Below are 15,429 nucleotides of genomic sequence, written 5' to 3'. Positions count from 1 at the left end.
TGTGTGCACACGGAGGCACCAACTCGTGGCGCGGGCCCGCGACGCTTCATGATTATGTCGTGACCTCCCGTCCGCAACACCCGTCCGAAGGGTCAGAACGCCTCAGGCCCACGGTGGCGGTGGCCCGCGCCGCCCGCGTCCTCGCCGCGGCGGGGATCGACGCCCCCCGCGCCGAGGCCGAGCTGCTCGCCGCGCACGTGCTGGGCGTGCCCCGGGGTCGACTGGCGCTGGCCGACGGCCTCGCCCCCGACCAGCTCGACCGGTACGACGCCCTGGTCGCCCGGCGGGCCACCCGGGAGCCGTTGCAGCACCTGACCGGCTCGGCCGCCTTCCGGCACCTGGAGCTGGCGGTCGGCCCCGGCGTCTTCGTGCCCCGCCCGGAGACGGAGCTGCTCGCCGGCTGGGGCGTCGACCAGGCCCGGCTGCGGGCCGGCTGCGGGCCGGCGGCCCACGGCGGGTCGCCGGCCCCGGGCGGCGGGCCGGCCACCGGCCCCGCGTCGGCGGGCCGGCCCACGACCGCCGGCGGGCCGCTGGTCGTCGACCTGTGCAGCGGCTCGGGGGCCATCGCCCTCGCCGTCGCCCAGGAGACGCCCGCCGCCCGGGTGGTGGCCGTCGAGCGCTCCCCGGCGGCGCTGGCGTGGCTGCGGCGCAACGCCGCCGACCGGGCGGCCGCCGGGGACCGGCCGGTGGAGATGGTCGCCGCCGACGTCACCGACCCGGGCCTGCTGGGGGGTCTGGAAGGGCGGGTCGACGTGCTGCTGTGCAACCCGCCGTACGTGCCGAGGGCCGTCGAGGTGCCCCCGGAGGTGGCGGCGCACGACCCGGACGAGGCGGTCTTCGGCGGGGCGGACGGGCTGGACGTGATCCGGCCGGTGCTCGCGCGGGCCGCGCGGCTGCTCCGCCCCGGCGGGGTGCTCGGCGTCGAGCACGACGACACGCACGGCGCGGCGGTGCCCGCGCTGCTGGCCGCCGACGGCCGGTACGAGGCGGTCGAGGAGCACCGGGACCTGACCGGGCGGCCCCGGTTCGCCACCGCCCGCCGCCGGTGACCGCCCGCCGCTGACCGGCCGGCCGCCGCGCCTCGCCGGAGGCGGCCCGCATCCGGACCTGTGGGACCCGATCACGCCGAGGACGCCCACCGGGCCGGGGCGTGGCAGACTGACTTCTCGTGATGCTCTACGACTGTCGGTCGCTCGCCGACCGGGACCGCGGCATCGCCGCTGCCATCGAGGCCGTCAAGAACGGCGAGCTGGTCGTCCTGCCGACGGACACGGTCTACGGGATCGGCGCGGACGCCTTCACCCCGTACGCGGTGAAGGCGCTCTCGGACGCCAAGGGTGGCACCCGGCAGGCCCCCCCGGTGCTGATCGGTTCCCGGCACACCCTCGACGGCCTGGTCTTCACACTGCCCCGGTCGGCCCGCGACCTGGTCGAGGCGTTCTGGCCGGGCGCGCTCACGATCATCGTGGAGCACTCGCCGAGCCTGTCGTGGGATCTCGGCGACGAGACCGGCAGCGGCACGGTCGCGGTGCGGATGCCGCTGCACCCGGTCGCCCTGGAGGTGCTGCGGGAGACCGGCCCGATGGCGGTGGCGTCGGCCAACAAGGTGGGCCAGCCGGCGGCGGTGACCGCCGAGGCGGCCCGGGAGCAGCTCGGCTACACGGTGCGGGCCTACCTGGAGGCGGGCGAGTGCCCCGACCCGGTGCCGAGCACCATCGTCGACCTCACCGGCGAGGCCCCGACGCTGGTGCGCGCCGGGGCGATCCCGGTGGAGCAACTGCGCGACGTCGTGCCGGACCTCGTCGAGAGCCGGGTGGGCTGAGTGCCGCCGTTCACCGTCCTGCACGTCTGCATGGGAAACATCTGCCGCTCGCCGATGGCGGAGCGGCTGCTGGCGCTGGCCGTCCGCGAGCGGCTGGCGCGGCGCGGCGTCGACCCGGGCGGCGCGGACGCGCTGCTGCACAGCCACAGCGCCGGCACCGGGGGCTGGCACGCGGGGGAGGAGATGAACCCACCGGCGGCCCGCCAGGTGACCGCCCGGGGCGGCGACGTGGCCGGCTTCGCCGCCCGCAAGCTGCGTTCCGACCTCATCGACGCGGCCGACCTGGTGCTCACCGCCACCGCCGACCAGCAGGAGTACGTGGTGGCGTTGCGCCCCGACGCCGCGTCCCGCACGTTCGTGCTCGGCGAGTTCGGCCGGCTGCTGGCGGCCGTGGACGCCGCCGGGCTGCCCCCGGCCGACACCACCGGCGACGCCGTGTACGCCCGGGGAGTGGCCCTGGTCGCCGCCGTGCATGCCGCCCGGGAGGGCGCGGCCCCGCTGCACACCGACGACCTCGACGACCCGTGGGGGCGCGGCGACCAGTGCTTCAGCCGGGTCGCCGACGAGATCGAGGAGACCGTCCACCCGCTGGCCGCCGCGCTGCTGCCCTGAGTCGGTTCCTCCCGCTGGCGCGGCGGGGGCGGGGGGCGGCGCGTCGCGTGCCTTTCTCGCGAAATTCGTCCCCCTTTGGGGAAAAGCGGCGGGGTTCGCCGCCGTCCGGGTCATTCTGAACGGGTCCGCACCTGACCGGCTCCTGCGGGGAGAGCTGATGATCCGGGCCCGTCGTCTCCACAAGCTCATGACCATCGTGCTCGCCGGCGTGCTCGCCGGGCTGGCGCTCGCCGTGGCGGCGCTGCCGGCCGCCCTGGTCTTCGGGATCGGCGTCCGGGGGATCACCGAGCCGTGGTCGGAGCTGCCGGCGTCGCTGCTCACGCCGCCCACGGCGCAACGGTCCACCCTCTACGCCAACGACGGCCGCACCCTGATCACGTCCTTCTACACCGAGGACCGGGTCGACGTGCCGCTGGCCCAGGTGGCGCCGGCGATGCGCCAGGCCGTCGTCGCCGCCGAGGACGTCCGCTTCTACGAGCACAAGGGCGTGGACCCGCGCGGCGTCGTCCGGGCGTTCACCGCCAACCGGCGCGACGGCGCGCCCCGGCAGGGCGCGTCGACCCTGACCATGCAGTACGTGCGCAACGTGCTCGCCGGCGACCCCGGCCTCACCGAGGAGCAGCGGGCCAAGGCCACCGAGATCACCCTCACCCGCAAGATCAAGGAAATGCGGTACGCCCTGGCGGTGGAGCGCGAGCTGAGCAAGGACCAGATCCTCGCCGGCTACCTCAACATCGCCTACTTCGGCGCCGGCGCGTACGGGGTGGGCGCCGCCAGCAAGCGCTACTTCTCGAAGTCGCCGGCGGAGCTCACCCTCGCCGAGTCGGCCCTGCTGGCCGGGCTGGTCCGCTCGCCGGACACCGACGACCCGATCAACGGCGACGCCGACGCGGCGCTGGCCCGCCGGGCGTACGTGCTGGACCGGATGGTCGAGACCGGCCAGGTCGCGCCCGAGGCGGCCGAGGCGGCGAAGGCCGAGCCGCTCAAGCTGAAGCCCAGCGCGACGCCGAACGACTGCACGGCCGTACCGCGGGAACACAACGACTGGGGCTTCTTCTGCGACTGGTTCACCCGCTGGTGGAGCGAGCAGCCGGCGTTCGGCGCCACCGCCGACGAGCGGCAGCGCACCCTGCGCCGGGGCGGCTTCCGGATCGTCACCTCGCTCGACCCGGCGGTGCAGCGGACCGCCACCGAGCAGGTACGCGACGTCTACGCCGTCGACGCCCCCCGCGTCGCGCCGACCGCCGTGGTGCAGCCCGGCACCGGCCGGGTGCTGGCCCTCGCGGTGAACCGCAACTACAGCGTCGAGGAGAATCCGCAGGGCCTGCGCAACCGCCCGAACACCGTCAACCAGCTCGTCGCCGGGGGCGGCGCCATCAACGGGTACCAGGCCGGGTCGACGTTCAAGATCTTCGCGGTGCTCGCCGCGCTGGAGGCGGGCCTGCCCCTGGACACCCTGTTCGACGCACCGTCCCGCATCGTCACCCGCTTCCCGGTGACCGGCGGCACCGCTGACTGCCAGGGCCGCTGGTGCCCGGTCAACGCCGATCCGATCGGGATGGACGGCCGCCGGACCATGTGGGACGCGTTCGGCCGGTCGGTGAACACCTACTTCGCCTGGCTGACCGAGCGCGTCGGCGCGGACCGGGTCGTGGAGATGGCCGAACGGCTCGGCATCCGGCTGCGCGCCGAGTCCGACGCCAAGATAGCCCGCTATGGCGCGCGGGACTGGGGCCCGTTCACGCTGGGCGTGGCCGCCACCACCCCGCTCGACCTCGCCGGGGCGTACGCGGCGGTGGCCGCCGAGGGAATGTGGTGCGCGCCCACGCCGGTGGTGCGGATCCTCGACGCCGCCGGGCGGGAGGTCGCCGCCGGACGCCCGGACTGCCGGCAGGTGCTCGACACGGACGTGGCCCGGGGCGCGGCCGACGCGGCCCGGTGCCCGGTCGGCGACCAGTCGATGTACGGCGGCTGCGCCGGCGGCACCGCCCAGGACCTGCGCGGCCGGCTGGGCCGGCCGGTGGCCGGCAAGACCGGCAGCTCGGACGGGAACGGCACGGAGACCGTCGTCGCGTTCACCCCGCAGCTCGTCGTCGCCTCGATCGCCGCCAACCCGGACGACCCCCGTGACGCGGTCGGCCGGGCGGTCCAGGCCCAACTGGTCGACCTGGTGGGCCGCACCCTCTACGAGTCCCTCCAGGGCCAGCCGGTGCGTGACTTCGTCCCGCCCAGCGAGTCGGTGGCCCGGCACGCCACGGCCCCCCGCGCCGGCAACTGACCGGCAGCCGCGCCCCCTGGAACGGCCGCCCAGCCCGCCGCCGCCCACCCCACCCGCCCCGCCCCGCCCCGGCTCGGTGATCAAGAAGAAAACGTCAGAGTTGATCTCCGGCCTGACGCAAACCTCTTGATCACCGGCCCGGATGGTCGCCGGCCCGGATGGTCGCCGGCTCGGGTGGTTGCCGGCCCGGGTGGTTGCCGGCCCGGGTGGTTGCCGGCTCGGGTGGTTGCCGGCTCGGGTGGTTGCCGGCTCGGGTGGTTGCCGGCTCGGGTGGTTGCCGGCCCGGGTGGTTATCGGCCCGGGGTGGGGCGGGATGGGGAGGGTTGGGGGGAAGTGTGCGGGGTGGTTTCCGCGCCTCGGGCGATGTTCCTCGCCATGCCGCCGAAGACGATCGCGTGGAACGGGAACACCGCGCCCCAGTAAACGTGCCCGGACAGGCCCCTCGGCAGGAAGACCGCGCGCTGGACGTACCGGCTGGTGTCGTCCCCGGTCGGCTCGGCGCGCATCTCCAGCCAGGCCCGGCCGGGCAGCCGCATCTCGGCGCGCAGCCGCAGCAGCTCGCCCGGCACGATTTCCTCGACCCGCCAGAAGTCCAGCGCCTCGCCGACCCGCAGGCGGTGCGGGTCGCGCCGGCCCCGGCGCAGGCCCACCCCGCCGGCCAGCCGGTCCAGCCAGCCGCGCACCGCCCAGGCCAGGGGGAACGAGTACCAGCCGTTCTCGCCGCCGACGCCCTCGATCACCCGCCACAGCGCGCCCGCCGGGGCGTGCACGGCCCGCTCCCGCACGTCCGTGTAGGCCGTGCCGCCGGACCACTTCGGGTCGCTGGGCAGCGGCTCGGCCGGGGCGTCCGGGCCGCTCGCGGTGGACCAGCGGGTCTCCACCTGCGCGTCACGGATCTTCACCAGGGCCAGCTCCACCGCCCGGTCGAAGGTGGTCAGCCCGCCGGGCGGGTCCGGCACGTACGCCGCGATGTCGTGCTCGTGCGCGACGGCCTCGTGGACGAGGCTCTCCACCAGCGGCCGGGCGATCGCGTTGGGCACCGGGGTGATCAGCCCGACCCAGTACGACGACAGCGACGGGGTGAGCGGCCGGACCGGCAGGATGATCCGCCGGCGCAGCCCGGCCACCCGGGCGTAGCGCTGCATCATGTCGCCGAAGGTGAGCACGTCGGGGCCGCCGATGTCGAACGCGCGGTTGACCTGCGGTGGCAGCGCGGCGCAGCCGGCCAGGTAGTGCAGCACGTCCCGCACGGCGATGGGCTGGATCCGGTTGCGCACCCAGCGCGGGGTGACCATGGCGGGCAGCCGCTCGGTGAGGTGGCGCAGCATCTCGAACGACGCCGAGCCGGACCCGATGATGACCGCCGCCCGGAGCACCGCCGTCGGCACCCCGCTGCCGAGCAGGATCCGGCCGACCTCGGCCCGGGACTGCAGGTGCGCCGACGGGAGCTCGCCGTCGGCCTTCGGCTCGGGGCCGCCGAGGTAGACGATCCGGCGTACGCCCGCGGCGCGCGCCGCGTCGGCGAAGTTGACCGCCGCCTCCCGGTCGGCGGTCTCGAAGCCGGCCTGCCCGAGCGAGTGCACCAGGTAGTAGGCGACGTCCACGCCCGCGAACGCGGCCGGCAGGGTCTCGGGCCGGCGCAGGTCGCCCTCGGCGATCTCGGCCCGCGCCGCCCACGGCACGTCGCGCAGCCGCCCGGCGTGCCGGGCCAGGCAGCGCACCTGGCGCCCGTCGGCGAGCAGCAGGGGCGCGAGCCGTCCGCCGATGTATCCGGTCGCGCCGGTGACGAGGCATCTCACGGCCTCCAGTGTGCGGCTCCGTAGACTCGCTCGTTGTGGAGAACGCGAGGAGCACCTTCTGGGGGCCGGACTTCGAGCAGCTCAGCGCCACCGATCCGGAGATCGCCGGGGTGGTGCTCGGCGAGCTGGACCGGCTGCGCGGCGGCCTGCAACTGATCGCCAGCGAGAACCTGACCTCCCCGGCGGTGCTGGCCGCGCTCGGCTCGACGCTGACCAACAAGTACGCCGAGGGGTACCCGGGCCGGCGCTACTACGGCGGCTGCGCCGAGGTGGACCGGGCCGAGGAGATCGGCATCGCCCGGGCGAAGGAGCTGTTCGCCGCCGAGCACGCCAACCTCCAGCCGCACTCGGGGGCGAGCGCCAACCTGGCCGCGTACGCCGCGCTGGTGCAGCCGGGGGACACGGTGCTGGCGATGGACCTGCCGCACGGCGGGCACCTGACCCACGGCAGCCGGGTGAACTTCTCCGGCAGGTGGTTCCATACGGTCGGCTACCGGGTGCGCAAGGACACCGAGCTGATCGACTACGACGAGGTGCGGGACCTCGCCCGCGCCCACCGGCCCAAGATGATCATCTGCGGGGCGACGGCGTACCCCCGCCTGATCGACTTCGCGCGGTTCCGGGAGATCGCCGACGAGGTGGGCGCGTACCTGATGGTGGACGCCGCGCACTTCATCGGGCTGGTCGCCGGCGGGGCCGTGCCGTCGCCGGTGCCCCACGCCGACGTCGTCTGCGCCACCACCCACAAGGTGCTGCGCGGCCCGCGCGGCGGCATGATCCTGTGCCGGGAGGCGCTGGCCGAGCGCATCGACAAGGCCGTCTTCCCGTTCACCCAGGGCGGGCCGCTGATGCACGCCGTCGCGGCCAAGGCGGTGGCCCTGCGCGAGGCCGCCCGGCCCGAGTTCCGGGCGTACGCCGCGCAGGTGGTCGCCAACGCCCGCGCGCTCGCCGCCGGGCTCGCGGCCGAGGGGATGCGGCCCGTCTCCGGCGGCACCGACACCCACCTCGCCCTGCTCGACCTGCGGGCCGCCGGGGTGAGCGGGGCCGAGGCGGAGGCGCGCTGCGACGCCGCCGCCATCACCCTGAACAAGAACGCCATCCCGTACGACCCGCAGCCGCCGATGATCGCCTCGGGCATCCGGGTGGGCACGCCCAGCGTCACCACGCAGGGCATGGGCGAGGAGGAGATGCGCCGGGTCGCGGCGCTGCTCGCCCGGGCGGTGCGCACCGATCCGGGCGCGCCCGGGGGCGCCGACGCCCTCACCCGCGTCGCCGCCGACGTGGCCGAGCTGGTCGCCGCCTTCCCGGCGTACCCCCGTGGCTGAGCCCGGGGTGGCCGCGGAGCCGGCGGCGGACGACCGGGGCTGGCGGCTGCGCCACCTGCCGGTGCTGGTGGCCGTCTCGGCCGTGGTGGCGGCCCTGGGCGCGGCGGCCGGGGGCGTCCTCGGCGGGGCCGACGCGGCGCTCGGCGTGGCGGCCGGCGTCGCCGTCACCGTGGCCAGCTACGTCCTCACCACCGTGGTCCTGGCCTGGGCGGACGCGCGCAACCCGCAGCTCGTGCTGCCGTTCGGGGTGGGTCTGTACGTCGCGAAGTTCACCCTGCTGGGTGGCGTGATGGTGGCGGTCGCCTCGACGGGGTGGGCGGGGGTCGTCCCGCTCTGCCTCGGCATCGCCGTCGGCGTGGTCGTCTGGACCGGCGCGCACATCTGGTGGCTCAGCACGGTGCACGCGCGCCGGAGCAGGGGCTGAGGCTCCAGCTTCCCATTTTTTGGTACGACGCGCGATTGTGTCCGACACCGGTCATTCATTCGGTGGCGCAAGGGGAGTAGCGTGCCCACAGACGACGCGCCCGCCCGACGCCCACACAACCACGGTTGTGCGGGGGGTGAGGCACAGCCTCGTTTCTCCGACTGATATCGTTCGCCCCGTCATGGCTGGTGACCAAACCCCCCGACCCAGCGGCGGCCCGGACGACACTCCGACCGGTGCCGGCCAGGGTTGGACCGCGCTCTCGTACCTCATCGGGGGCATGCTCGTCTGGGGTTTCATCGGCTGGCTGGTCGACCAGTGGCTCGACACCGGGGGCATCGCCACCGGGATCGGCGTCGTGCTCGGCATGGCCGGGGGGATCATCCTGGTCGTCCGCCGACTCGGCACGCCTACTTAGGAAGGGACGCGGTGTTCGGACAGGCGAACGTCCTGGCAGCGGGCCAGGCGGCATTCCCACCCAGCGTGGAGGACTTCTACCTGCCCAGCATCCTGCCCTGGGGTGCGCACGACTCCTACTGGTTCACCAAGATCACGGCCATGGTCTGGATCGCCGTCGGCGTCCTGATCATCTTCTTCCTGGCCTCCTACCGGAAGCCGCAGTTGGTGCCGACGAAGAAGCAGTGGCTCGCCGAGTCCATCTACGGCTTCGTGCGCAACAACATCGCCGTCGACATGATCGGGCACGCGGGGGTGCGGTTCGCGCCGTACTTCACGACGCTGTTCTGCTTCATCCTGTTGACCAACTTCTTCGCGATCGTGCCGCTGTTCCAGATCTCGCCGAACTCGCACATCGCCTTCCCGGCCTTCCTCGCCGTGATCAGCTACGTGATGTTCATCTGGGTGGGCATCCGGCACCACGGTTTCGGCAAGTTCGTCAAGAACTCCCTGATCCCGCCGGCGCCGTGGTACATCCTGCCGCTGCTGATCCCGATCGAGTTCTTCTCGACCTTCCTGGTCCGGCCGTTCTCGCTGGCCGTCCGTCTCTTCGCGAACATGTTCGCCGGCCACATGCTCCTGCTGGTCTTCACGCTCGGCGGGTTCGCGATGCTCAGCGCCAACGCCTGGCTGGCCCCGGTCTCGGTGCTGTCCTGGGTGATGACCATCGCGCTCACCTTCCTCGAGTTCCTGGTCATCTGCCTGCAGGCATACGTCTTCACGGTGCTCACCGCCAGCTACGTGCAGGGCGCGCTCGCCGACGAGCACTGATCAACCTCGTACCACCCGTTGTCGTCCCGCGTGAGAGTCACGCGTGATAACCAGGAGGAACCCACTAATGGACATCATCGCCGCGGTAGAGGGCAGCACCGCCGCCATCGGCTACGGTCTCGCGGCCATCGGCCCGGGCATCGGTGTCGGCCTGGTCTTCGCCGCCTACATCCAGTCGACCGCCCGGCAGCCGGAGTCGTCCCGGATGACCCTGCCGTACGTCTGGATCGGCTTCGCCGTCATCGAGGCGCTCGCGCTGCTCGGCATCGCCTTCGGCTTCATCTGGCAGGGCCAGCTCTAGTCCCGCCCCCCTTTGACCGGGAGGTCTCCCATGTACCTGCTCGCCGCAGAGGGTGGTGAGTCGACGCACAACCCGATCATCCCGATCTGGCAGGAGATCGTGGTCGGTGGCATCGCCTTCGTCCTGCTCTGCATCGTGCTGATGAAGTTCGTCTTCCCGCGCATGGAGCAGACGTTCCAGGCCCGGGTCGACGCGATCGAGGGTGGCATCAAGCGCGCCGAGGCCGCCCAGGCCGAGGCCAACCAGCTCCTTGAGCAATACCGCGCGCAGCTCGCCGAGGCGCGCACCGACGCCGCGAAGATCCGGGACGACGCCCGGGCCGACGCGGAGGGCATCCGGCAGGACATCCTCGCCAAGGCGCGGGAGGAGTCCGACCGCATCATCGCGGCCGGCAAGGAGCAGCTCGCCGCCGAGCGGGCCACCATCGTGCGCGAGCTGCGCACGGAGGTCGGCACGATCGCGGTCGACCTGGCCAGCAAGATCGTCGGCGAGTCGCTGGCCGACGAGGCCCGCCGCAAGGGCACCGTCGACCGGTTCCTCAGCGACCTCGAGAGCGCGGGGGCCCGCTGATGCAGGCCGCCAGCCGGGAGTCGTACCAGGCCGCGACCGAGCGCCTGACGGCGTACGCGCGGGGTGCGGAGCCGTCGGCGGTGGCCGCCACCGCCGACGACCTGCTCGCCGTCGCCGGCCTGCTGCGGCGCGAGCCGCGGCTGCGTCGGGCCCTGTCCGACCCGGCCCGGCCCGGCGCGGACCGCGCCGGGCTGCTCGGGGAGATGCTCCGGGGCAAGGTCGGCGCGGACGCGCTCGACCTGCTCACCGGGCTGGTCTCCGGCCGGTGGTCGGCGCCGTCGGAGCTGCTCGACGGCGCTGAGCGCCTCGGCGTGGAGGCGCTGCTGGCCAGCGCCGACGCCGCCGGGGACCTGGGCGAGGTCGAGGACGAGCTGTTCCGCTTCGGCCAGGTGGTCGCCGGCCAGCCCGCGCTGTCGGCGGCGCTGTCCGACCCGGTCGGCCCGGCCGAGCGGCGGGCCGAGCTGGCCCGTGAGCTGCTCGCCGGCAAGGCCCGCCCGGTCACCGTCCGCCTCGTCGAGGTGGCGCTGAACGGGTTCGGCGGGCGCTCCTTCACCGGCTCGCTGACCCGGCTGGTCGAGCTGACCGCCGACCGGCGGGACCGGCAGGTCGCGTACGTGACCGTGGCGGCCCCGTTGAGCGACGAGGACGAGCACCGGCTCGGTGCCCGCCTCTCCGCGATGTACGGTCGGGAGGTCTCCGTCAAGCAGACGGTCGACCCCTCGGTCCTCGGCGGCGTCAGCGTCCGGGTCGGGTCCGACCTGTACGACGGCACCGTCCTGCGCCGCCTCAACGAGACCCGCAACGCGCTCGCCAAGCGCTGACCGGCGTCCCGCTGGCACACCGCGAACGCCTGGATTGACAGACGCCATTCGGACCGGTCGGTACTAGGTATCCCCGGGCCCCTGATACTTAAGGAAGCAGAGGATGGCCGAGCTGACCATCTCGACGGAGGAGATCCGCGGCGCCCTGGAGCGCTACGTCTCCTCCTACTCGCCCGACGTCTCCCGCGAGGAGGTCGGCACCGTCGCCGACACCGGCGACGGCATCGCCCACGTCGAGGGCCTGCCCTCGACCATGACCAACGAGCTCCTGGAGTTCGAGGACGGCACGCTCGGCGTGGCGCTGAACCTCGACGTCCGGGAGATCGGCGTCGTCGTTCTCGGTGACTCCGCCAAGCTCGAAGAGGGTCAGCGCGTCAAGCGCACCGGCCGGGTGCTCTCGGTGCCGGTCGGCGACGCCTTCCTCGGCCGCGTGGTCAACGCGCTCGGCCAGCCGATCGACGGCCTCGGCGACATCGCCAACGAGGGCTTCCGCGAGCTGGAGCTCCAGGCCCCGAACGTGATGGCCCGGCAGTCCGTCGACGAGCCGCTGCAGACCGGTATCAAGGCCGTCGACGCCATGACCCCGATCGGCCGGGGCCAGCGGCAGCTGATCATCGGCGACCGGAAGACCGGCAAGACCACCGTCGCGCTGGACACCATCCTCAACCAGCGGGACAACTGGCGCTCCGGCGACCCGAAGAAGCAGGTCCGCTGCATCTACGTCGCCATCGGCCAGAAGGCCTCCACGATCGCCTCGCTCAAGGGCATCCTGGAGGAGGCGGGCGCGATGGAGTACACCACCATCGTGGCCTCCCCGGCGTCCGACCCGGCCGGCTTCAAGTACCTCGCGCCCTACACCGGCTCGTCCATCGGGCAGCACTGGATGTACGGCGGCAAGCACGTGCTCATCGTCTTCGACGACCTGAGCAAGCAGGCCGAGGCGTACCGGGCCGTGTCGCTGCTGCTGCGCCGCCCGCCGGGCCGTGAGGCGTACCCGGGTGACGTCTTCTACCTGCACTCCCGGCTGCTGGAGCGCTGCGCGAAGCTCTCCGACGAGCTGGGCGGCGGCTCGATGACCGGCCTGCCGATCATCGAGACGAAGGCCAACGACATCTCGGCCTTCATCCCGACCAACGTCATCTCCATCACCGACGGCCAGATCTTCCTGGAGACGGACCTGTTCAACCAGGGCGTCCGGCCGGCCATCAACGTCGGCACCTCGGTCTCCCGGGTCGGCGGCGCCGCCCAGGTGAAGCCGATGAAGAAGGTCGCCGGCTCGCTGCGGCTCAACCTCGCCCAGTACCGCGAGCTGGAGGCGTTCGCCGCCTTCGCCTCCGACCTGGACAAGGCCTCCCGGGCCCAGCTGGAGCGCGGTTCCCGCCTGGTCGAGCTGCTCAAGCAGCCGAACTACTCGCCGTTCCCGGTGCAGGAGCAGGTCGTCTCCGTCTGGGCCGGCACCGAGGGCAAGCTCGACGACATCCCCGTCGGCGAGGTGCGCCGGTTCGAGTCCGAGTTCCTCCAGTACCTGCGGCACAAGCACGAGGGCGTCCTCGCGGCGATCGCCGACAACAAGTGGGACGACGAGGTGATCTCCTCCCTCGACCAGGCCATCGCGAGCTTCAAGCAGACGTTCCTGGGCAAGGAGGACGAGCCCCGGATCAACGAGGCCCCGGCCGCCCCGCTGGAGGGCGACGAGAACCGCGAGACGGTGACCCGCTACCGCGACAACGCCGAGAAGCAGTAGGGCTGACTCATGGCGGCCCAGGTACGCGTTCTTCGTCAACGGATCCGCTCGGCGAAGGGGATGAAGAAGATCACCAAGGCGATGGAGCTCGTGGCGACGAGCCGGATCGCCAAGGCCCAGGCCCGGGTGGAGGCGTCCCTGCCGTACGCCCAGGCCATCACCGGCGTGCTCACCGCGCTGGCGTCCAACGCCCGGATCGACCACCCGCTGCTCACCCCGCGCGAGCGGGTGCGGCGGGCGGGCGTCCTGCTGGTAACCGCCGACCGGGGCCTGGCCGGCGGTTACAGCTCCAACGCGATCAAGACCGCGCAGTCGCTGATCGCCCGGCTGCGGGACGAGGGCAAGGAGCCCGTGCTCTACGTCATCGGGCGCAAGGGCGTCGGGTTCTACCGGTTCCGGGACTGGCCGATCGAGGCGAACTGGACGGGCTTCTCGGAGCAGCCGACGTTCGCCGACGCCCGCGAGGTCGGTGAGACGCTGATCAAGGCGTTCACCGCCGGCGCGGACGACACCGACGGCTCCGCCGGGCCGGACGGGGTGCGCGGGATCGACGAGCTGCACATCGTCTACACCGAGTTCCACTCCCTGATGACCCAGACCCCGGTCGCGAAGGTCATCGGCCCGATGCAGGTCGAGGACCGCCCCAGGTCCGAGGGCCTGCTCCCGGCGTACGAGTTCGAGCCGGAGGCGGAGGCGCTGCTCGACGCGCTCCTGCCGAAGTACATCAACACGCGGATCTACGCGGCGTTGCTGGAGTCGGCGGCGAGCGAGTCGGCGTCGCGTCGGCGGGCGATGAAGAGCGCCACCGACAACGCCGAAGAGATGATCGAGAAGTACACGCGTGAGATGAACTCGGCCCGCCAGGCCGGGATCACCCAGGAGATCAGCGAGATCGTCGGCGGCGCGAACGCGCTCGCCGCGTCGGGAAGTGAAGTGTGATGACTGCCCCAGTACAGACCAAGACGGCCACCGGTCGCGTGGTCCGGGTCATCGGCCCGGTCGTCGACGCCGAGTTCCCGCGCGACGCCATGCCGACCCTGTTCAACGCCCTGAACGTGGACGTGAGCCTCTCCGGCGGCGAGAAGACGCTGACCCTGGAGGTCGCCCAGCACCTGGGTGACAACCTGATCCGCGCCATCTCGATGCAGCCGACCGACGGCCTGGTGCGCGGCGCCGAGGTGCGCGACACCGGCTCGCCGATCACCGTGCCGGTGGGCGACACCGTCAAGGGCCACGTCTTCAACGCCATCGGCGAGTGCCTCAACCTCACCGAGGGCGAGACGCTCAGCCCCGACGACCACTGGGGCATCCACCGCAAGGCCCCGGCCTTCGCGGACCTGGAGCCGAAGACCGAGATGCTGGAGACCGGCATCAAGGTCATCGACCTGCTCGCCCCGTACGTCAAGGGCGGCAAGATCGGCCTGTTCGGCGGCGCGGGCGTGGGCAAGACGGTGCTCATCCAGGAGATGATCACCCGGGTGGCCCGGAACTTCGGCGGCACGTCGGTGTTCGCCGGCGTGGGTGAGCGCACCCGTGAGGGCAACGACCTCATCGCCGAGATGACCGAGTCCGGCGTCATCGACAAGACCGCGCTGGTCTACGGCCAGATGGACGAGCCGCCGGGCACCCGGCTGCGCGTCGCCCTGTCCGCGCTGACCATGGCGGAGTACTTCCGCGACGTGAAGAAGCAGGAGGTGCTGCTCTTCATCGACAACATCTTCCGCTTCACCCAGGCCGGTTCCGAGGTGTCCACCCTGCTGGGCCGGATGCCGAGCGCCGTGGGTTACCAGCCGACCCTGGCCGACGAGATGGGCGAGCTCCAGGAGCGGATCACCTCCGTCCGGGGCCAGGCCATCACCTCGCTCCAGGCGATCTACGTGCCGGCGGACGACTACACCGACCCCGCCCCGGCCACCACGTTCGCCCACCTCGACGCGACCACCAACCTGGAGCGGTCGATCTCCGACAAGGGCATCTACCCGGCCGTGGACCCGCTGGCGTCCTCGTCCCGGATCCTCGCCCCGGAGTTCGTCGGCGCCGAGCACTTCGCGGTGGCCACCGAGGTCAAGCGGATCCTGCAGAAGTACAAGGACCTGCAGGACATCATCGCCATCCTCGGCATCGAGGAGCTCTCCGAGGAAGACAAGATCACCGTGCAGCGCGCGCGGCGCATCGAGCGCTTCCTGTCGCAGAACACCTACGCCGCCGAGCAGTTCACCGGCGTGCCGGGCTCGACGGTGCCGATCGCCGAGACCATCGAGGCGTTCAAGAAGATCAGCGAGGGTGAGTACGACCACTTCCCCGAGCAGGCGTTCTTCATGTGCGGTGGCCTGGAGGACCTGGAGCGCAAGGCCGCGGAGCTGATGAAGAGCTAGACGCACGTCACACTGTCGAGGGCCGTCCCGGAAACATCCGGGGCGGCCCTCGTTCATCTGCAGGCCCTATGATCTCCGCTGTCCGGTTGCTGATCGGCGGCTCCGTCGAACGCGAGGTACCGTCGACTCAC

General features: G+C 72.7%; 15 protein-coding genes. 14 read left to right on the top strand and 1 reads right to left on the bottom strand.

The features are described from left to right. The first annotated feature begins 59 nt into the window (after positions 1-59). From prmC to ACFYWL_RS19630, 4 genes are all read left to right on the top strand, one after another. Positions 60-1,049, top strand: coding sequence for a peptide chain release factor N(5)-glutamine methyltransferase (prmC, locus tag ACFYWL_RS19645; protein WP_386974600.1), 990 nt, complete (start codon positions 60-62; stop codon positions 1,047-1,049). A 122-nt stretch (positions 1,050-1,171) separates the two neighbouring features. Beyond that, complete coding sequence (locus ACFYWL_RS19640) at positions 1,172-1,822, top strand: L-threonylcarbamoyladenylate synthase (RefSeq protein ID WP_386974666.1); 651 nt, start codon at positions 1,172-1,174, stop codon at positions 1,820-1,822. Further along, entirely contained in the window at positions 1,823-2,434 is a 612-nt protein-coding gene (locus ACFYWL_RS19635) for a phosphotyrosine protein phosphatase (RefSeq protein WP_386974598.1), read from the top strand. Positions 2,435-2,591: 157 nt separating this feature from the next. Next, positions 2,592-4,712: a transglycosylase domain-containing protein gene (locus ACFYWL_RS19630; protein ID WP_386974596.1), complete on the top strand. Its 2,121-nt coding sequence runs from the start codon at positions 2,592-2,594 to the stop codon at positions 4,710-4,712. A 290-nt stretch (positions 4,713-5,002) separates the two neighbouring features. Here the strand turns inward: ACFYWL_RS19630 and ACFYWL_RS19625 are convergent, their stop codons facing one another. Continuing rightward, positions 5,003-6,511, bottom strand: a complete 1,509-nt coding sequence (locus ACFYWL_RS19625) for an SDR family oxidoreductase (RefSeq protein ID WP_386974594.1) — start codon at positions 6,509-6,511, stop codon at positions 5,003-5,005. Between the two features lie 35 nt (positions 6,512-6,546). Here ACFYWL_RS19625 and glyA point away from each other — a divergent pair, with 35 nt between their 5' ends. From glyA to atpD, 10 genes are all read left to right on the top strand, one after another. Then, positions 6,547-7,836: a serine hydroxymethyltransferase gene (gene glyA, locus ACFYWL_RS19620; RefSeq protein ID WP_386974592.1), complete on the top strand. Its 1,290-nt coding sequence runs from the start codon at positions 6,547-6,549 to the stop codon at positions 7,834-7,836. Further along, positions 7,829-8,260 (top strand): hypothetical protein, encoded by a 432-nt coding sequence (locus ACFYWL_RS19615; protein WP_386974590.1) that lies wholly within the window; start codon positions 7,829-7,831, stop codon positions 8,258-8,260. The genes glyA and ACFYWL_RS19615 overlap by 8 nt, the downstream gene beginning before the upstream one ends. Positions 8,261-8,441: 181 nt before the next feature. Beyond that, positions 8,442-8,678 carry an AtpZ/AtpI family protein gene (locus tag ACFYWL_RS19610; protein ID WP_117665629.1) on the top strand — a complete coding sequence of 79 codons (237 nt, stop codon included), beginning with the start codon at positions 8,442-8,444 and terminating at the stop codon, positions 8,676-8,678. Between the two features lie 11 nt (positions 8,679-8,689). After that, positions 8,690-9,487, top strand: a complete 798-nt coding sequence (gene atpB, locus ACFYWL_RS19605; protein ID WP_282328028.1) for a F0F1 ATP synthase subunit A — start codon at positions 8,690-8,692, stop codon at positions 9,485-9,487. Positions 9,488-9,554: 67 nt separating this feature from the next. Further along, a complete protein-coding gene (locus ACFYWL_RS19600; protein ID WP_386974587.1) occupies positions 9,555-9,788 on the top strand; it encodes a F0F1 ATP synthase subunit C in 234 nt (77 codons plus the stop codon). Between the two features lie 30 nt (positions 9,789-9,818). After that, positions 9,819-10,358 (top strand): F0F1 ATP synthase subunit B, encoded by a 540-nt coding sequence (locus ACFYWL_RS19595; protein ID WP_386974585.1) that lies wholly within the window; start codon positions 9,819-9,821, stop codon positions 10,356-10,358. Then, positions 10,358-11,179 carry a F0F1 ATP synthase subunit delta gene (locus tag ACFYWL_RS19590; RefSeq protein WP_386974583.1) on the top strand — a complete coding sequence of 274 codons (822 nt, stop codon included), beginning with the start codon at positions 10,358-10,360 and terminating at the stop codon, positions 11,177-11,179. Before ACFYWL_RS19595 ends, ACFYWL_RS19590 begins: the two co-directional genes overlap by 1 nt. 103 nt (positions 11,180-11,282) lie before the next feature. Further along, positions 11,283-12,923, top strand: a complete 1,641-nt coding sequence (gene atpA / locus ACFYWL_RS19585) for a F0F1 ATP synthase subunit alpha (protein WP_386974581.1) — start codon at positions 11,283-11,285, stop codon at positions 12,921-12,923. 9 nt (positions 12,924-12,932) lie between these two features. Beyond that, complete coding sequence (locus ACFYWL_RS19580; protein WP_386974579.1) at positions 12,933-13,862, top strand: F0F1 ATP synthase subunit gamma; 930 nt, start codon at positions 12,933-12,935, stop codon at positions 13,860-13,862. Then, entirely contained in the window at positions 13,862-15,298 is a 1,437-nt protein-coding gene (gene atpD / locus ACFYWL_RS19575; RefSeq protein ID WP_386974577.1) for a F0F1 ATP synthase subunit beta, read from the top strand. The genes ACFYWL_RS19580 and atpD overlap by 1 nt, the downstream gene beginning before the upstream one ends. Positions 15,299-15,429: the final 131 nt, after the last annotated feature.

The sequence above is a fragment of the Micromonospora sp. NPDC002575 genome, assembly GCF_042889525.1.
Lineage (GTDB): Bacteria > Actinomycetota > Actinomycetes > Mycobacteriales > Micromonosporaceae > Micromonospora > Micromonospora carbonacea.
Note: the sequence above shows the minus strand (reverse complement) of the source record. Positions and strands in the feature narration are given on the sequence as shown.

What these genes read in the sequence shown, in the direction of transcription:
- ACFYWL_RS19610 (WP_117665629.1), top strand. Translation starts at nt 8,442, where the DNA reads ATGGCTGGTGACCAAACCCCCCGACCCAGCGGCGGCCCGGACGACACT.
- atpD (WP_386974577.1), top strand. Translation starts at nt 13,862, where the DNA reads ATGACTGCCCCAGTACAGACCAAGACGGCCACCGGTCGCGTGGTCCGG.
- ACFYWL_RS19590 (WP_386974583.1), top strand. Translation starts at nt 10,358, where the DNA reads ATGCAGGCCGCCAGCCGGGAGTCGTACCAGGCCGCGACCGAGCGCCTG.
- ACFYWL_RS19580 (WP_386974579.1), top strand. Translation starts at nt 12,933, where the DNA reads ATGGCGGCCCAGGTACGCGTTCTTCGTCAACGGATCCGCTCGGCGAAG.
- ACFYWL_RS19595 (WP_386974585.1), top strand. Translation starts at nt 9,819, where the DNA reads ATGTACCTGCTCGCCGCAGAGGGTGGTGAGTCGACGCACAACCCGATC.
- ACFYWL_RS19600 (WP_386974587.1), top strand. Translation starts at nt 9,555, where the DNA reads ATGGACATCATCGCCGCGGTAGAGGGCAGCACCGCCGCCATCGGCTAC.
- atpA (WP_386974581.1), top strand. Translation starts at nt 11,283, where the DNA reads ATGGCCGAGCTGACCATCTCGACGGAGGAGATCCGCGGCGCCCTGGAG.
- ACFYWL_RS19630 (WP_386974596.1), top strand. Translation starts at nt 2,592, where the DNA reads ATGATCCGGGCCCGTCGTCTCCACAAGCTCATGACCATCGTGCTCGCC.
- ACFYWL_RS19640 (WP_386974666.1), top strand. Translation starts at nt 1,172, where the DNA reads ATGCTCTACGACTGTCGGTCGCTCGCCGACCGGGACCGCGGCATCGCC.